Annotated in this window: 12 protein-coding genes; 7 read left to right on the forward strand and 5 right to left on the reverse strand. The window is 73.6% G+C overall.

Translation table 11 applies throughout. The annotated features are described in order from the left end of the window. The first annotated feature begins 91 nt into the window (after positions 1–91). Positions 92–601 carry a DUF2165 domain-containing protein gene (locus F8R89_RS15505; protein ID WP_151784545.1) on the forward strand — a complete coding sequence of 170 codons (510 nt, stop codon included), beginning with the start codon at positions 92–94 and terminating at the stop codon, positions 599–601. 18 nt (positions 602–619) lie between these two features. Here F8R89_RS15505 and F8R89_RS15510 read toward each other — a convergent pair whose 3' ends face one another. The 3 genes from F8R89_RS15510 to F8R89_RS15520 form a co-directional block, all read right to left on the reverse strand. Next, positions 620–1,171 (reverse strand): hypothetical protein, encoded by a 552-nt coding sequence (locus tag F8R89_RS15510; protein WP_151784546.1) that lies wholly within the window; start codon positions 1,169–1,171, stop codon positions 620–622. A gap of 133 nt (positions 1,172–1,304) precedes the next feature. After that, a complete protein-coding gene (locus tag F8R89_RS15515; RefSeq protein ID WP_151784547.1) occupies positions 1,305–3,890 on the reverse strand; it encodes a bifunctional FO biosynthesis protein CofGH in 2,586 nt (861 codons plus the stop codon). Between the two features lie 37 nt (positions 3,891–3,927). After that, on the reverse strand, positions 3,928–4,779 hold the full coding sequence (locus F8R89_RS15520) for an LLM class F420-dependent oxidoreductase (RefSeq protein ID WP_151784548.1): 852 nt from the start codon (positions 4,777–4,779) through the stop codon (positions 3,928–3,930). A gap of 208 nt (positions 4,780–4,987) precedes the next feature. Between F8R89_RS15520 and F8R89_RS15525 the strand changes: the two genes are divergently transcribed. The 4 genes from F8R89_RS15525 to F8R89_RS15540 all read left to right on the forward strand — a co-directional run bounded on the left by F8R89_RS15525 (position 4,988) and on the right by F8R89_RS15540 (position 10,152). Then, on the forward strand, positions 4,988–6,505 hold the full coding sequence (locus F8R89_RS15525; RefSeq protein WP_151784549.1) for a CehA/McbA family metallohydrolase: 1,518 nt from the start codon (positions 4,988–4,990) through the stop codon (positions 6,503–6,505). Between the two features lie 196 nt (positions 6,506–6,701). After that, positions 6,702–7,124, forward strand: a complete 423-nt coding sequence (locus F8R89_RS36730; protein WP_225994400.1) for a hypothetical protein — start codon at positions 6,702–6,704, stop codon at positions 7,122–7,124. Positions 7,125–7,183: 59 nt separating this feature from the next. Continuing rightward, a complete protein-coding gene (locus tag F8R89_RS15535; protein ID WP_225994401.1) occupies positions 7,184–7,876 on the forward strand; it encodes an ABC transporter ATP-binding protein in 693 nt (230 codons plus the stop codon). After that, a complete protein-coding gene (locus F8R89_RS15540) occupies positions 7,873–10,152 on the forward strand; it encodes an ABC transporter permease (RefSeq protein ID WP_151784550.1) in 2,280 nt (759 codons plus the stop codon). Before F8R89_RS15535 ends, F8R89_RS15540 begins: the two co-directional genes overlap by 4 nt. 15 nt (positions 10,153–10,167) lie before the next feature. On the opposite strand, the gene F8R89_RS15545 is transcribed toward F8R89_RS15540, so the two are convergent. After that, positions 10,168–10,983, reverse strand: coding sequence for an endonuclease/exonuclease/phosphatase family protein (locus F8R89_RS15545; protein ID WP_151784551.1), 816 nt, complete (start codon positions 10,981–10,983; stop codon positions 10,168–10,170). Positions 10,984–11,095: 112 nt separating this feature from the next. Here F8R89_RS15545 and F8R89_RS15550 point away from each other — a divergent pair, with 112 nt between their 5' ends. Further along, positions 11,096–11,491 carry a nitroreductase/quinone reductase family protein gene (locus tag F8R89_RS15550; RefSeq protein WP_151784552.1) on the forward strand — a complete coding sequence of 132 codons (396 nt, stop codon included), beginning with the start codon at positions 11,096–11,098 and terminating at the stop codon, positions 11,489–11,491. A 2-nt stretch (positions 11,492–11,493) separates the two neighbouring features. Here the strand turns inward: F8R89_RS15550 and F8R89_RS36735 are convergent, their stop codons facing one another. Further along, positions 11,494–11,601: an aldehyde dehydrogenase family protein gene (locus tag F8R89_RS36735; RefSeq protein WP_225994680.1), complete on the reverse strand. Its 108-nt coding sequence runs from the start codon at positions 11,599–11,601 to the stop codon at positions 11,494–11,496. Positions 11,602–11,750: 149 nt separating this feature from the next. Here F8R89_RS36735 and F8R89_RS15555 point away from each other — a divergent pair, with 149 nt between their 5' ends. Beyond that, positions 11,751–14,717, forward strand: coding sequence for an AfsR/SARP family transcriptional regulator (locus tag F8R89_RS15555; RefSeq protein ID WP_151784553.1), 2,967 nt, complete (start codon positions 11,751–11,753; stop codon positions 14,715–14,717). Positions 14,718–14,799 lie beyond the last annotated feature (82 nt).

The following is a 14,799-nucleotide window of genomic DNA, read 5'->3' on the forward strand; positions in this document are numbered from 1 at the left end:
CGTCCCCTCGTCCGCCCGCCCTCGAAGTCCGTGCGCCCATTGTGGCGCAATGACGCCCGAACACCCGCGCGACGCGGGGAAGATGACCTCCATGTCGACCACACCCCCACGCACCCCCCTGCACCTCGCGGCCACCCTCCTGACCGGGACCGCGGCCCTCTACATCGCGCTCGTCGCCTTCGGGAACATCACGGACTTCGGTACGAACCAGCAGTTCGTACGGCACGTCCTCGCGATGGACACCACGTTCAAGGACGACGACCTGATGTGGCGCGCCGTCACCGGCAAGGGACTTCAGGACGCGGCGTACGTCGCGATCATCGTCTGGGAGACCGTCGCCGCGCTCGTGCTCATATACGGCACCTGGCTGTGGGCGCGCCACGACGACGGGCGGGCCCGCCGCTTCTCGACGTACGGGCTGCTGATGCTGATGCTGCTGTTCGGCGCCGGGTTCATCGCGATCGGCGGTGAGTGGTTCGCGATGTGGCAGTCCTCGGACTGGAACGGGCTCGACGCGGCGACCCGGGTGTTCCTGCTGAGCGGTGTCGTGCTGATCGTGAACCACCTGCCGGCCGGGCGGGTGGAGTCCCCCGACGCCTGACTCCGACGGGCGCCGGGGTCAGTCGACGACGACCACCGGCGTCCCCGTCTCGCCGAACGTCCACAGCGCCGCCCCGTCCGCAGCGCGCATCCGGACCCCGCCGGTCTGCTTGCCGGCGGCGGGCGGGGGCGAGGAGCCGTCCACGGCGTTGGAGAACGCGATGGAGACGCCGGACTTCGTGGCGAAGTACACGATGTTCTCGATCTGCACGCCGTCGGAGCCCTTCGTGGCCATGGTCCGGGACGACACCGCGTAGCGGCCGGGGTCCGGGCTGACCGTGCCGGGCCAGACGGTGAAGGTCCGCCGGGCGGCGTCGCTCGCGTCGACCAGCCAGACCCGCTTGTCGCCGAGGTCGTAGACGATACGGCGGCCGGTGCCGGAGCCGTCGGGCACCTCGGCGGTCCGGGCCGGCTTCGACGGCGCGGGGCTCGCCTGCGGGGACGCCGACGCGCTCGGGCGGGCCTTGTGCGCCGTCGGGTGGGGGCCCTTGTCGGCCTGCACGGCGAGGGCGGCGACGGCGGCTATCGCGCCCACCGTCAGACCGGTCACCCAGACCTTGGTAGCAGGCACGGGCACGCATCTCCTCGGCTACGGAAAGCTATGGACGGCCGTCGGCGGCCACGGAACGCGACGACGGCTGGGGAACGCCGGCGAGTCCGCCGGCGAGGGTCGGATCATCGTACCGACCCTCGCGGGCTCCCCCTCAGTCCAGGACGGGCAGCAGCTCGGGCAGGTGCCCGTCCGACGCGGCCGCAGCCCGCCGCCGCTCCTCGGGCACCTCGCCGTACAGGGTGGTGCGCGGCTTCGCCGGGCGTCCGGCCGCCTCCGCGACGGCCACCAGGTCCCGTACGGACTTGTAGGAGCCGTACGACGAGCCCGCCATCCGCGAGATCGTCTCCTCCATCAGCGTGCCGCCCAGGTCGTTGGCGCCGGAGCGGAGCATCTCCGCCGCCCCCTCGGTGCCCAGTTTGACCCAGCTCGTCTGGATGTTGGGGATGTGGGGGTGCAGAAGGAGCCGGGCCATGGCCGTCACCGCGCGGTTGTCACGGATCGTCGGACCGGGGCGGGCGATGCCCGCGAGATAGACCGGCGCGTTGGTGTGGATGAACGGCAGCGTGACGAACTCGGTGAAGCCGCCCGTGCGCTGCTGGATGCCGGCCAGGGTGCGCAGATGCCCGAGCCAGTGCCGCGGCTGGTCGACGTGCCCGTACATCATCGTCGAGGACGAGCGGATGCCCAGCTCGTGCGCGGTGGTGACGACCTCGATCCAGGTGGCCGCCGGCAGCTTGCCCTTGGTGAGGACCCAGCGGACCTCGTCGTCGAGGATCTCCGCCGCGGTGCCGGGGATCGAGTCCAGGCCGGCCTCCTTGGCCGCCGTCAGCCACTCGCGGATCGACAGGCCGGTGCGGGTGGCGCCGTTCACGACCTCCATCGGGGAGAAGGCGTGCACGTGCATGCCGGGGACGCGTTCCTTCACGGCCCGGGCGATGTCGAAGTACGCCGTGCCGGGCAGGTCCGGGTGGATGCCGCCCTGCATGCAGACCTCCACCGCGCCCACCTCCCACGCCTGCTGGGCGCGGTCGGCGACTTGGTCCAGGGAGAGGGTGTAGGCGTCGGCGTCGGTGCGGCGCTGGGCGAACGCGCAGAAGCGGCAGCCGGTGTAGCAGACGTTCGTGAAGTTGATGTTCCGGGTGACGATGTACGTCACGTCGTCGCCGACCGCCGTTTTCCGGACGTCGTCGGCGACCCGGCACAGCGCGTCCAGAGCGGGCCCGTCCGCGTGCAGCAGGGCCAGCGCCTCGTCGTCGGTGAGCCGCGTCGGGTCGTCGGCGGCGACGCGGAGCGCCTGGCGGACGTCGGTGTCGATGCGCTCCGGGGCCATGCCGGGCGCCGCCGCCTCCCGCAGGGCGCCCCAGTCGCCGTACACCTCGTCGAAGTCGTCGCGCCGGTCGGACGTACGGCCCTCGGTGTCGATGGCCGTGTGCAGGTCGGTGCGGCCGGAGGAGACGAACGCCTCCTCGGGCTCCTGCCACGGGTGGCCCTCGACCACGGCGTCCGGCCGGGCGAGGCCCGTCTCCGGGTCGGCGAGGGCGCGGACGTGCGGCAGCAGCCGGGGGTCCAGCCAGGGCTCGCCGCGCGTCACGAACTCCGGGTACACGCACAGCCGTTCACGCAGCTCGAACCCGGCGTCGGCGGAGCGCCGGGCCAGCTCCTCGATGCGCGGCCAGGGGCGCTCGGGGTTGACGTGGTCGATGGTGAGCGGGGAGACGCCGCCCCAGTCGTCGATGCCGGCCGCGATCAGCCGGGCGTACTCGTGGTCGACGAGGTTGGGCGGGGCCTGGATGTTGCCGGCCGGGCCCATGATGAGGCGGGCCACCGCGACGGCGGCGACGAGGTCGTCCAGTTCCGCGTCCGGCATGCCGCGCATCGCGGTGTCCGGCTTGGCGCGGAAGTTCTGGATGATCAGTTCCTGGACGCCGTGGTAGGCGCGGGAGATCCGGCGGAGCGCGAACAGGGACTCGGCGCGCTCCTCGTACGTCTCGCCGATGCCGAGGAGGATGCCGGAGGTGAACGGCACCGAGGAGCGGCCCGCGTCCTCCAGGACGCGCAGACGGACGGCGGGCTCCTTGTCCGGGGAACCGTGGTGCGGGCCGCCGGGCTCGGACCACAGACGGGTCGCGGTCGTCTCCAGCATCATGCCCATGGAGGGCGCGACGGGCTTGAGGCGCTGGAAGTCGGTCCAGCTCAGGACGCCCGGGTTGAGGTGGGGCAGCAGGCCCGTCTCCTCCAGGATGCGGATGAAGATGGCCCGGACGTAGGCGATCGTGTCGTCGTAGCCGTGCGCGTCGAGCCACTCGCGGGCCTCGGGCCAGCGGTCCTCGGGCTTGTCGCCGAGGGTGATGAGGGCTTCCTTGCAGCCGAGCGCCGCGCCCTTGCGGGCGATGTCCAGCACCTCGTCCGGGGACATGAACATCCCGTGGCCGGCGCGGCGCAGCTTGCCGGGGACGGTGACGAAGGTGCAGTAGTGGCACTTGTCCCGGCACAGCCGGGTGAGGGGGATGAAGACGCTCTTGGAGTAGGTGATGACCCCGGGCCGGCCGGCGGCCTCGAGGCCCGCGTCCCGGACCCGGGCGGCGGACGCGGCGAGGTCGTCGAGCGCCTCGCCGCGGGCCTGGAGCAGCACGGCCGCCTCGGACACGTCGAGGGCGACGCCGTCCCGGGCGCGTTTGAGGGCGCGACGCATGGAGTTCTCGGTCGGGCCGGTTCCGGGGGTCGCGTCAGTCGTCATCCTTCGAGCATACGAGCGGCCTGATCAGCGGCGGCGCTCAGGCGACGAAGGGCGCGTATCCGTCCAGGGCGCGCAGCACCTCGGCGTCGTCGCCCGTGGGCAGTTGGACGACGACCTCCTCGATGCCCAGTTCGGCGTAGTGGGCGAGTTTGCCGGGGGTGGGGAAGACGGCGTACGGCACCACCTGGAGGGCGGCCGGGTCGCGTCCGGCGTCGGCCCAGACGGCCCGCAGCCGGGGCAGACTCTCGGACAGCCCGCGTCCGCCGATCGGCAGCCAGCCGTCGGCGTACTCGGCGATGTGGGCGAACAGTTTCGGCCCCGCGGCGCCGCCGACGAGGGTGCGCGGCCCGTCGAGCTGTGTGCCGCGCGGCCTCCGCACGGGCTTGGGGTGGGCGAAGCTGGCCCGGACGGACCCGAACTCACCTTCGTACGCCGTGGGTTCGTCGGCCCACAGCGCCCGCATCAGGGCCATCCGGTCGCGGACGAGGTCGCGGCGCGAGGACCAGTCGACGCCATGGTCGGCGGCCTCCTCCACGTTCCAGCCGAAGCCGAGACCGAGGGTGAAGCGCCCGCCGGACAGGTGGTCGAGGGTGGCGATCTGCTTGGCCAGGTCGATCGGGTCGTGCTGGGCGACCAGGGTGATGCCGGTGCCGAGGCCGAGGCGCTCGGTGACGGCGGCGGCCTGCCCGAGGGCGACGAAGGGGTCGAGGGTCCGGCCGTACTCGCGCGGCAGGTCGCCGCCGGCCGGGTACGGCGTGGTCCGCTCGACGGGGATGTGGGTGTGCTCGGGCAGATACAGCCCGGCGAATCCCCGCTGCTCCAGCTCACGGGCCAGCCGGGTCGGGGTGATCGTCTCGTCGGTGAGGAAGATCGTGGCGGAGATGCGCATGCCCGCATCTGTACCCCCGGCGCGCGGCGATGTCCATACCGACTGGTCGGCACATCGGGGGGCGGTCCGCGGCTCCGTGTTTGTCCGCGGATCACCTTCCGCTCTCGGGGAGTTCACGCCTGAATACAAGGATCACCACGGCCGCAGGCACCACCCCTCACGACCCACGCCGGGGGCATGGCCCTCACGACGACCCGGGAGCAGCAGCATGTGCGAGGACGACGACCACACGGGCCCGGCCCGGCGCGCTCTGTTCGTGACGGGAGCCGCCGCCGCGCTTACGTTGGGAAGCGTGACCTTCGCGTCAGGCGCCGAGAACCCCCGGGGCACGCGGACCCGCACCGTGCGGGGCACCCTGCCGCCCGGGGCACCCGACTATGTCTACGTACCGGTCGAAGTCCCGCCCGGCGTACGGGAGATCAAGGTCTCCTACACCTACGACAAGCCGTCCGTCCCGGCCGGCACCGCGGGCAACGCGCTCGACATCGGCATCTTCGACGAGCGCGGCACCGAGCTCGGCGGGCGCGGCTTCCGCGGCTGGTCGGGCGGGGCGCGCAGCGAGTTCTTCATCCGGACGGACGAGGCGACGCCGGGCTACCTGCCGGGGCCCGTCCGCGCGGGCACCTGGCACATCGCGCTCGGCCCGTACACGGTGGCCCCGCAGGGGCTGGCGTACGAGCTGACGATCACGCTCACGTACGGCGAGCCCGGCGAGGCCGTCCGGCCCGTGTACCCGCCGGAGCGGGCCAGGGGGCGGGGGCGCGCCTGGTACCGGGGCGACTGCCATCTGCACTCCGTGCACTCCGACGGGCGCCGCACCCCGGCCGAGATCGCCGCGCTGGCGCGGGCGGCGGGGCTGGACTTCATCAACTCCTCCGACCACAACACGCACGCCTCGCATCCGCACTGGGCGGAGGCGGCCGGGGACGACCTGCTGATCATGCTGGGCGAGGAGGTGACCACGCGCAACGGGCACGTGGTGGCCCTCGGCACCGACCCCGGCACGTTCGTCGACTGGCGCTACCGGGCGCGGGACAACCGCTTCGGGCGGTTCGCCCGGCGCATCCGCGAGGCGGGCGGCCTCGTCGTGCCCGCGCACCCGCACGCCACCTGCGTCGGCTGCAACTGGAAGTTCGGCTTCGGCGAGGCCGACGCCATCGAGGTCTGGAACGGCCCGTACACCCCGGACGACGAGGTCGCCCTCGCGGACTGGGACAGCACGCTGGTGGCGTCGGCGCGCACCGGCTCGCGCGCCTGGATCCCGGCGATGGGCAGCAGCGACGCCCACCGCGACCCCGACCGGGTCGGCGGCCCGCAGACGGTCGTCCTCGCCGACGACCTGACCCGCACGGCCGTCCAGGAGGGCATCCGCGCGGGCCGCTCGTACGTCGCCGAGTCCGCGAACGTCTCCCTGACCTTCGGCGCGACCGGCGGCAGGGCCCGGCACGCGGGCATCGGCGAACGCCTGGAGGTGGACCCGGACACCCCGGTGACGGTCCGCCTGGAGGCGTCGGGCGCCCCCCGCTGCACGATCCGCTTCGTCACCGACCAGGGCGTCCTCTTCACGACGGACCCCCTCCCGGTCTCGGGCACCGGCACCGCGGAATGGCACACGACCCCGGCGAACGCGGCCTACGTCCGGGCGGAACTCCGCCACGAGACGGCGGCGGGGCCGTTGCCGGGGGCTTTGGCGGCGTTCACGAATCCGATTTTTCTGGGGCGTTGACGAATTCCGTACGCAAAGATCAAGCCAAGCCGGGGACTCATGAGAGCCAAATGATCTCCCGATACGAGGGGACGAACACCCCGAGAAGCCCCCGACTCGGCCCCAATCCCCCGTTTCCTCTGCGTTAGTTTCACGGCGGCTCTGAAAGCACGATGACCACCAGAGTCGTACAACAGAAAACCAAACGGGAGGAAACGTGCGTCAGAACGCGCGTAAGTTGGCGACGGGCGCCCTCGCGGCTGGCCTGTTCGCCATGGGTGCCGGCACGGCCTTCGCCGCTTCGTGGCACACCATTCCGACGCTGTCGACCGACGGCGCGAAGTTCCACCACGGACAGTACAAGTGGTGGCCCGCCGGGCAGAATCACGGCGCCTTCGAATGGAAAGGGCAGCTCCAGGACGCCAAGCACGGTGACGGTCACAACGTGTACATACAGGTGAAGGTCGAGGGTTACGGCTGGAGCCGGTACAACGGCAAGCAGAAGAAGACCGTCCCGCTGAACTTCCGCAACTGGTCCGGCGCGCAGCAGTACACCGACGACGCCTACATCCGCGTCTGCCGGGACAAGGGCTCGTTCAACCCGGACAACTGCTCGCCCACCAAGCACTACCAGCGGTAAGCGAAAGCACACCCGTATGTCCCGGACCCAGGCCGACCTCCTGGGTCCGGGCGCTTCTTTTGGGGGAAGTCATCGGTACGTCAGAAGTCATCTCCGCCGAGGGTGTCGACCTCGCCTACGGTGCGGAGCCGGTTGTCCGGGGTGCCCGGCTGTCGGTGGCGCGGGGGGAGGTCGCGGCCGTCACCGGGGCGAGCGGCAGCGGGAAATCGTCGTTGCTCTACTGCCTGGCCGGGGTGCTGGCGCCCACGCGGGGGCGGGTCCGGTTCGAGGGGCGGACGCTCGGTGATCTCGGCGACGACGAGATCAGCGCGCTGCGCCGGGAGCGCTTCGGCTTCGTGTTCCAGTACGGCGAGCTGCTCCCCGAGCTGACCGTCGAGGAGAACACCGCGCTGCCGCTGCGCCTGGCCGGGCAGCGCAAGCGGCCCGCGCTCGCCGCCGCCGGCGAGGTCCTGGAACGGCTCGGGCTCGGCGATCTGCGCGAGCGCCGGCCCTCCCAGGTGTCGGGCGGGCAGAGCCAGCGCGTCGCTGTCGCCAGGGCCCTGGTGCACCGCCCGGCGGTCGTCTTCGCCGACGAGCCGACCGGTTCCCTCGACAGCGCCAACGCGTCCGCTGTGCTCAAGGAGTTCCTCGGACTCGCCCGGTCACAGGGCACCGCCGTCGTGCTGGTCACGCACGACCCCGCCGTCGCCGCCCAGGCCGACAGCCACTACGCGATGTCCGACGGCGTCCTCACCCCCCGGGAGCCCGCGTGAGGGAGTTCCTGCTCGGGCTGCGGCTGCTGTTCGGTGCCGGTCGCGGCAGCCGCGTCCGGTTCCTGCTCATGGCGGCCGGCGGCTCCCTCGGCGTCTGCTGCCTCGCGCTCGTCCTCACCGTCCCGCAGATCCTCGACGCCCACGACGGCCGGGCGGCGGCCCGGCAGCCGCGGTCCGCCTCGGCGCGGCCCGCGGGCGCCACCCTGGTCCTCCAGCGCAGCGACCCGTACGGCTCGAAGGCGTTCACCCGGGTCTTCGTCGCCAAGGGCACCCGGCACGCGGACGAGGTCCCGCCCGGCCTGGACCGGCTGCCCGGGCCCGGAGAGCTGTTCCTGTCCCCCCGGGCCCACGACCTCCTGCGCGACCAGCCCGACGTCAAGGGTCTCCTGCCTGGCCACGAGGAAGGGCTGATCGGCGCGGCCGGGCTCGCCCACCCCGACGAACTGTTCGCCTACGTCGGCACGGAACGGGGCGAGATCGCCGACGAGGGGCGTGCTCTCAAGGGCTGGGGATACAGCTACGCCCCCTTCCCGGCCGTCGAACCGTCGACGCTCACCTACCTCCGCTTCGCGCTCGGCTCCCTCGTCCTCCTGCCCCTCGGCATCTTCCTCTCCGTCTGCGCCCGGCTCTCGGCCGCCAGCCGGAACCGCCGCCTCGCCTCCCTGCGCCTCCTCGGCCTGACCACCCGCGGCACCCAGCGCGTCAACGCCGCCGAGACCGTCGTCGCCGCGCTCCTCGGAGCACTGCTCGGCCTGGCCGAGTACGAGGTCCTCAACCAGGTGATGACCCGCACCGGACTGCCGAGTCTGCGGTGGTACCCGGACGACGGCGCGCTGTCCGCGTCGACGGTCGCCGTCTGCCTGATCGGCTGCCCCCTGCTCGCCTGGTTCGTCGGCCGGGTGAGCGCACGCGACGCCGCCGCCAACCCCCTCGCCGTACGCCGGTCCGCGGCCCCCGCGCGGCCCGCCGGATGGGGCGGCCTGCTCCTCGTCACCGGCCTCGGCATCGTCGTCGGGTACTGCGCCACGGGCTTCACCGATCATCCCGCCAACAGCATCGGCGTGAACGCGATCGTGATGCCGGCGGGCATCCTGTTCACGGGCCTGGGACTCGTCCTGACCCTGCCCCTCATCTCCTACGCCCTCGCCCGCCGGGTGGCCCGCCGCACCGGCTCCCTCACCCTGAACCTGGCGATGCGGCGCAACGAGGTGGAGCCGGGCAGCACCCTGCGGGTCGTCACCGGTCTCGTGCTGCTCGTCTTCTCCGCCTCCCTCGCCCAGGGCGTCCTCATCCAGCTGGAGCAGGTCACCCGGCCCTCCGCCCCCGTACAGGACTACTCCCTCGCCCTGTCCTCCCTCACCGGCGAGCAGCGGAGCGCGCTCGCCGAGGTGCCGGGGGTCCGCGGGCACGCGGTGACCGCCGAGTCCTGGCTGGATCCGGCGTCCGACGGCGACCAGCCCTGGGCCAGTGCCGTCATCGCCACCTGCGACCAACTGGCGCGCTTCGTCAAGGAGTCGAAGGGCTGCGTGGACGGCAAGGTCATGCGGCTCAGCGACCCGGACGCCGGCACCGGTCAGGGCGCGCGCCCGGGCGACCCGATCCGCTTCCGCCTCCGGGACGGCGGCAAGGACACGACCCTGACCCTCCGTCTCCCTCGGGAGAAGATCACGTACGACACCCACGACCCGTCGGCGGTCCACGGCGCGGACCTGCTCGTCCCGCCCTCCGCGCTGCCCGCCTCGGCCCGTGTGGACGGCGCACGGTACGTCCTCACCAGCGGCTCGGACCACGCCGAGGTCCGCCGGGTCCTCGACGGCATCGCCGCCGTCGTCCCGACCGCCGAGGTCGAGCCCGTCGGCATCAACATCGAGGGGCTGCAGCAGATCGCGGTCCTGGAGACGCTCCTCGGCGTGGGCATGGTCATGGGCCTGGTCATCGGGACCGCCGCCTTCGTGGTGTCGGCCACCGACCGGGCCATGGAGCGCCGCGCCCAGGTCACCGCCGTCACCCTGATCGGCGCCCGGGCCCGGACACTGCGGGCCGTGCAGTGTGTCCAGGTGGTGGTGCCGCTGAGCATCGGGCTCGTGCTCGCGCTCGTGACGGGCAAGCTCGCCGAGTCCGCCTACCTGGTCACCGGCGGCGGTGACATCCGCTGGGACCTCGCCGGGGTCCCGGTCCTCGCGCTCGCGGCCGCGGGCGTGGCCGCCGTTTCCGCGGCGGGCGCCCTCCCGCTCGTGGGGCGGCGCGTCGACCCGGAGCTGATCCGGCGCGACTGAGCAGTGTCCCGGCTGTCAGTCCGCCAGGTCCGCCAGGACCGCCATGTGGTCGGACGGCCAGGTGCCGGCGATCGGGGTGTCGCAGGCGCGGCGGACCGAGCGGACGTGGCCGAGGCCGCCCTCGCCCGGGAGGCCGACGTGGATGTAGTCGATGCGGGCGCCCGGCTCCAGCATGGCCGCGGCGTGCGGGTTGGCGGGGTCCCAGGTGAGGGCGGGGGCGGCCGGGTCGGCGTACTCCCAGGCGTCGACGAAGACCTGGCCCGGCACGGGCGGCGCGGTGCGCAGGCCGTTGAAGAGGCGGACCTCGTCGGAGTCCGGGTGGGCGTTGAAGTCGCCGGTGACGACGGCCGGGAAGGGCGTGTCGCCGCGGTGCCCGGCGACGAACCGGGCCAGGGCGGTGACCTGTTCGACACGGACCCCCGAGGCGTACGGGACGGACGTCAGGTGGGTGGTGAAGAACGGGATGTCGTGGCCGGGCGCGGCCAGCCGGGCGTGCAGGGCGAGGCGGCCGTCGTCGAGGTCGGCGGGCACGGGCAGACGCAGGGTGTGCCGCGCGACGACCGGCCAGCGGCTGAGGACGGCCACGCCGATCTCGGCCGACGGGTGGCCGATCCGCGCGCGCCAGCGCTCCGGGGCCGGGAAGGGCGCCCACGTCCAGTGCAGGCCCAGCTCCCCGGCCAGCCACTCGGCCTGGTTCTCGCCGTCGGCGGCCCAGACCTCCTGGAGTCCGACGACGTCGGGGCGCAGGTCGCGCAGTGCGGCGAGGATGGCCTTGCGGCGGTCCTGCCAGGGACCGAAACGCCACCACAGGTTCCACGTCACGACCCGCATCCGCTGCCACCCGCTCTCGTCCTGGCGTGCCGGGGGCCCCGGAGGCTACGGTCCGGCCACACCTCGCCGGTCGCGCCCCGGCTTCCCCGAGGGAGACAGGAGACTAGCCGTCATGTCACGCCTCGACGACGTCAGGTTCCGTGCCGCCACCGCGTTCCAGCGGCGTGTCGGCAATCCGGTACTGCGCCGCCTGCCCTTCCAGACGCTGCTGGAGACCACGGGCCGGGTGTCCGGCCTGCCCCGGCGGACGCCGGTGGGCGGGCGCCGGGTCGGGGACGTGTTCTGGCTGGTCTCGGAGTTCGGCGAGCGGTCCCAGTACGTGCGCAACATCAAGGCCGACCCCCGGGTGCGGGTGCGCGTGAAGGGGCGCTGGTACTCGGGTACGGCCCGGTTGCTGCCGGACGACGACCCGGTGGCGCGGCTGCGGCGGCTCCCCCGCTTCAATAGCACGGCCGTACGGGCCCTCGGGACGGACCTGCTGACGGTCCGGGTGGACCTCACCGGCTGACCTCACCCCGGCCGGACGATCGACTGCACCTCGCTGTAGGCGTGCAGGGCGTACGAGCCGACGTCCCGGCCGACCCCACTTCTCCCGACCTCGATCTGACGGCCCGTCAATTACGCCAGTGGGGGTCCCGCCGTGCGAAGGGCACGTGAGGGTGGTGTGACATCCCGCGCGCCGGACCGTCAACCCCCGTTCCAGAGCTGACGCATCGGCCGGAACAAGGCAAACTGACGGAGTTGTAAACAGTCTGAGGGAGACGGCGATGGACGGGGAACCGCGAGTGCCGGAGCAGAGGCGTCCCGGCTCCTCGGCGGATGCGGCGGCGCCGGTGACGGCCCTGCGCTTCGGCGTGCTCGGCCCGGTGCGCGCCTGGCGCGGCGAGGAGCCCCTCCCCACCGGCTCACCGCAGCAACGCGCGTTGCTCGCCGCCCTGTTGCTGCGCGAGGGCCGCACGGCGACCGCGGCGGAGCTGATCGACGCCCTGTGGGGCGAGGAACCGCCCTCGCAGGCGCTCGCCGCCGTCCGCACGTACGCGTCGCGGCTGCGCAAGGCGCTGGACGCCGGGGTCCTGGTCAGCGAGTCCGGCGGGTACGCGATCCGGGGGCTCGGCGAGGGCGCGCTGGACCTCGCGCGGGCGCAGGAGCTGGCCGCCGACGGCGAGAAGGCGCGGGCCGCCGGGGATCTGTGCCGGGCGCGGGAGCTGCTGGGGCGGGCGCTGACGCTGTGGGACGGCGAGGCGCTGGCCGGGGTGCCCGGCCCGTACGCGGAGGCGCAGCGGGTCCGGCTGGAGGAGTGGCGGCTGCAGCTCCTGGAGTCCCGGCTCGACATGGACCTGGAGCAGGGCTGCCACGCGGAGGCCGTGTCGGAGCTGACCGCGCTGACCGCGGCGCACCCGCTGCGCGAGCGGCTGCGGGAGCTGCTGATGCTCGCGCTGTACCGCAGCGGCCGGCAGGCGGAGGCCCTGGCGGTGTACGCCGACACCCGGCGGCTGCTCGCCGACGAGCTGGGCGTGGACCCGCGGCCCGGCCTGAAGGAGCTCCAGCAGCGCATCCTGCGGGCCGACCCGGCGCTCGCCGAGCCGTCGTCCCCGGCGGCCGAACCGGCGGCGGCGCCCGTGCGTCCGGCCCAGCTCCCGGCGACCGTACCCGACTTCACGGGGCGGGCCTCCTTCGTGTCGGAGCTGAGCGACGTGCTGTCCTCGGCCGAGGGCCGGGTGATGGCGGTGTCGGCGCTGGCCGGCATCGGCGGCGTGGGCAAGACGACGCTCGCGGTGCATGTGGCGCACCAGGCGCGGGCCGCGTTCCCCGACGGGCAGCTGTACGTCGACCTCCAGGGCGCGGGGCCGCGCGCCGCGGAGCCGGAGACCGTGCTGGGCTCCTTCCTGCGGGCGCTCGGCACCGCGGACACGGCGATCCCCGACTCGCTGGAGGAGCGGGCGGCGCTGTACCGCTCGGTGCTGGACGGGCGGCGGGTCCTGGTCCTGCTCGACAACGCCCGGGACGCCGCCCAGGTACGGCCGCTGCTGCCGGGCACCGACGGGTGCGCGGCGCTGGTGACGTCCCGGGTGCGGATGGTCGACCTCGCGGGCGCCCATCTCGTGGATCTGGACGTGATGTCGCCGGAGGAGGCGCTGGCCCTCTTCACGAAGATCGTCGGTGCGGAGCGGGTGGCCGCCGAGCGGGAGGCCGCGCTGGACGTGGTCGCGGCGTGCGGGTTCCTGCCGCTGGCCATCCGGATCGCGGCGTCCCGGCTGGCGGCGCGGCGCACCTGGACGGTGTCCTCGCTCGCGGCGAAGCTCGCCGACGAGCGGCGGCGGCTGGACGAGCTGCAGGCCGGGGACCTCGCGGTGAAGGCGACGTTCGAGCTGGGCTACAAGGCGCTGGAGCCCGCGCAGGCGCGCGCGTTCCGGCTGCTGGGCCTCGCGGACGGCCCCGACATCTCGCTGGCGGCGGCCGCGGCGGTGCTGGACCTTCCGGTGGAGGACGCGGAGGACCTGCTGGAGCCGCTGGTCGACATGTCCCTTCTGGAGTCGGCGGCCCCGGGCCGCTACCGCTTCCACGACCTGGTCCGCCTCTACGCCCGCGCCTGCGCGGAACGCGACGAGCACCCTCCGGGGGAGCGGGAGGCGGCGCTGTCGCGGTTGCTGGACTTCTATCTGGCGACGGTCTCCGGGGTCTACCTGATCGAGCGGCCCGGCGACCGGCTGGTGGACCACCTGGAGCGCACCACGTATCCGGGGCTGACGTTCGGCAGCCGGCGGGCCGCGCAGGACTGGTTGTACTCCGAGGCGGTGTGCCTGCTGGCCGCCGTCCGGCAGGCGGCGCGGCCGGACACGCTGCGCCGGGCCGTGGACGTGCTGTGGGCGGCGGTGGACCTGGCGGAGTCCGGCGCCAACTCCAGGGAGTACGAGACGGTCGCCGCCCTGCTGCGGGACGTCGCCCAGCACGCCGGCGACCCGCGTTCGGAGGGCCGGGCGCTGACCGCGCTGGCCTTCGTGCACCACATCTCGGGCAGCCGCTTCGACGTGGCGCTCCAGGAGGCCCGGCGGGCGACCGAGCTGGCCGGGCGGGCGGACGACCCGCTCACCGGCTGCTGGGCGTCCAACATCAGCGGCGTGGTCGAGCTGTACCAGAGCCGGCACGACGAGGGCGAGGCGCACTTCACCGCCACCATCGAGAACTTCCGGGCGCTCGGGGACCGTCCGGGCGAGGCGAGCGCGCTGTGCAACCTCTCGCGCATCCACCTCGCCACCGGCCGCACCGCGAGCGCGGTGGCGCTGGCCCGGCAGGGCACCGAGATGTACGACGCGATGGGGCACGCCCTCAAGGGCGCCAACGGACGCTACGCCCTGGGGCTCGCCCTCACCCAGAGCGGCCAGCTCACGGAGGCCACCGCGTGCCTGCGGGAGGCGCTGCGGGTGTTCCGGGACAGCCGGCAGCGGCTGTGGGAGGGCATGACGCTGTTCCGCCTGGCCGAGGTCGACCTCACCGCGCGGCGGTACGCCCACGCGGCCGCCAACGCCGAGACGGCGCTGACCCTGTTGCGCGGCATCGGTGGCGAGTGGCGGCACGGCAACGTCCTCACCGTGCTCGGCCGGGCCCTCGACGGCATCGGGCAGCCCGGCCGCGCCCAGGTCTGCTGGCGGGAGGCGCTCGCCCTGTTCGAGGCGCTCGGCGCGCCGGAGGCCCTGGAGGTGCGCGGTCTGCTGGCGCCGTCGGCGGCGGCCTGATCCCGCCGACTCCGCCCGCGCGGGCGGGCGTTCATCGTTCGTTTATCGCGGCCCGGCACTGTGGGGGGTGCCGGGCCGTCGC

It is taken from the genome of Streptomyces sp. SS1-1, from assembly GCF_008973465.1.
Lineage (GTDB): Bacteria > Actinomycetota > Actinomycetes > Streptomycetales > Streptomycetaceae > Streptomyces.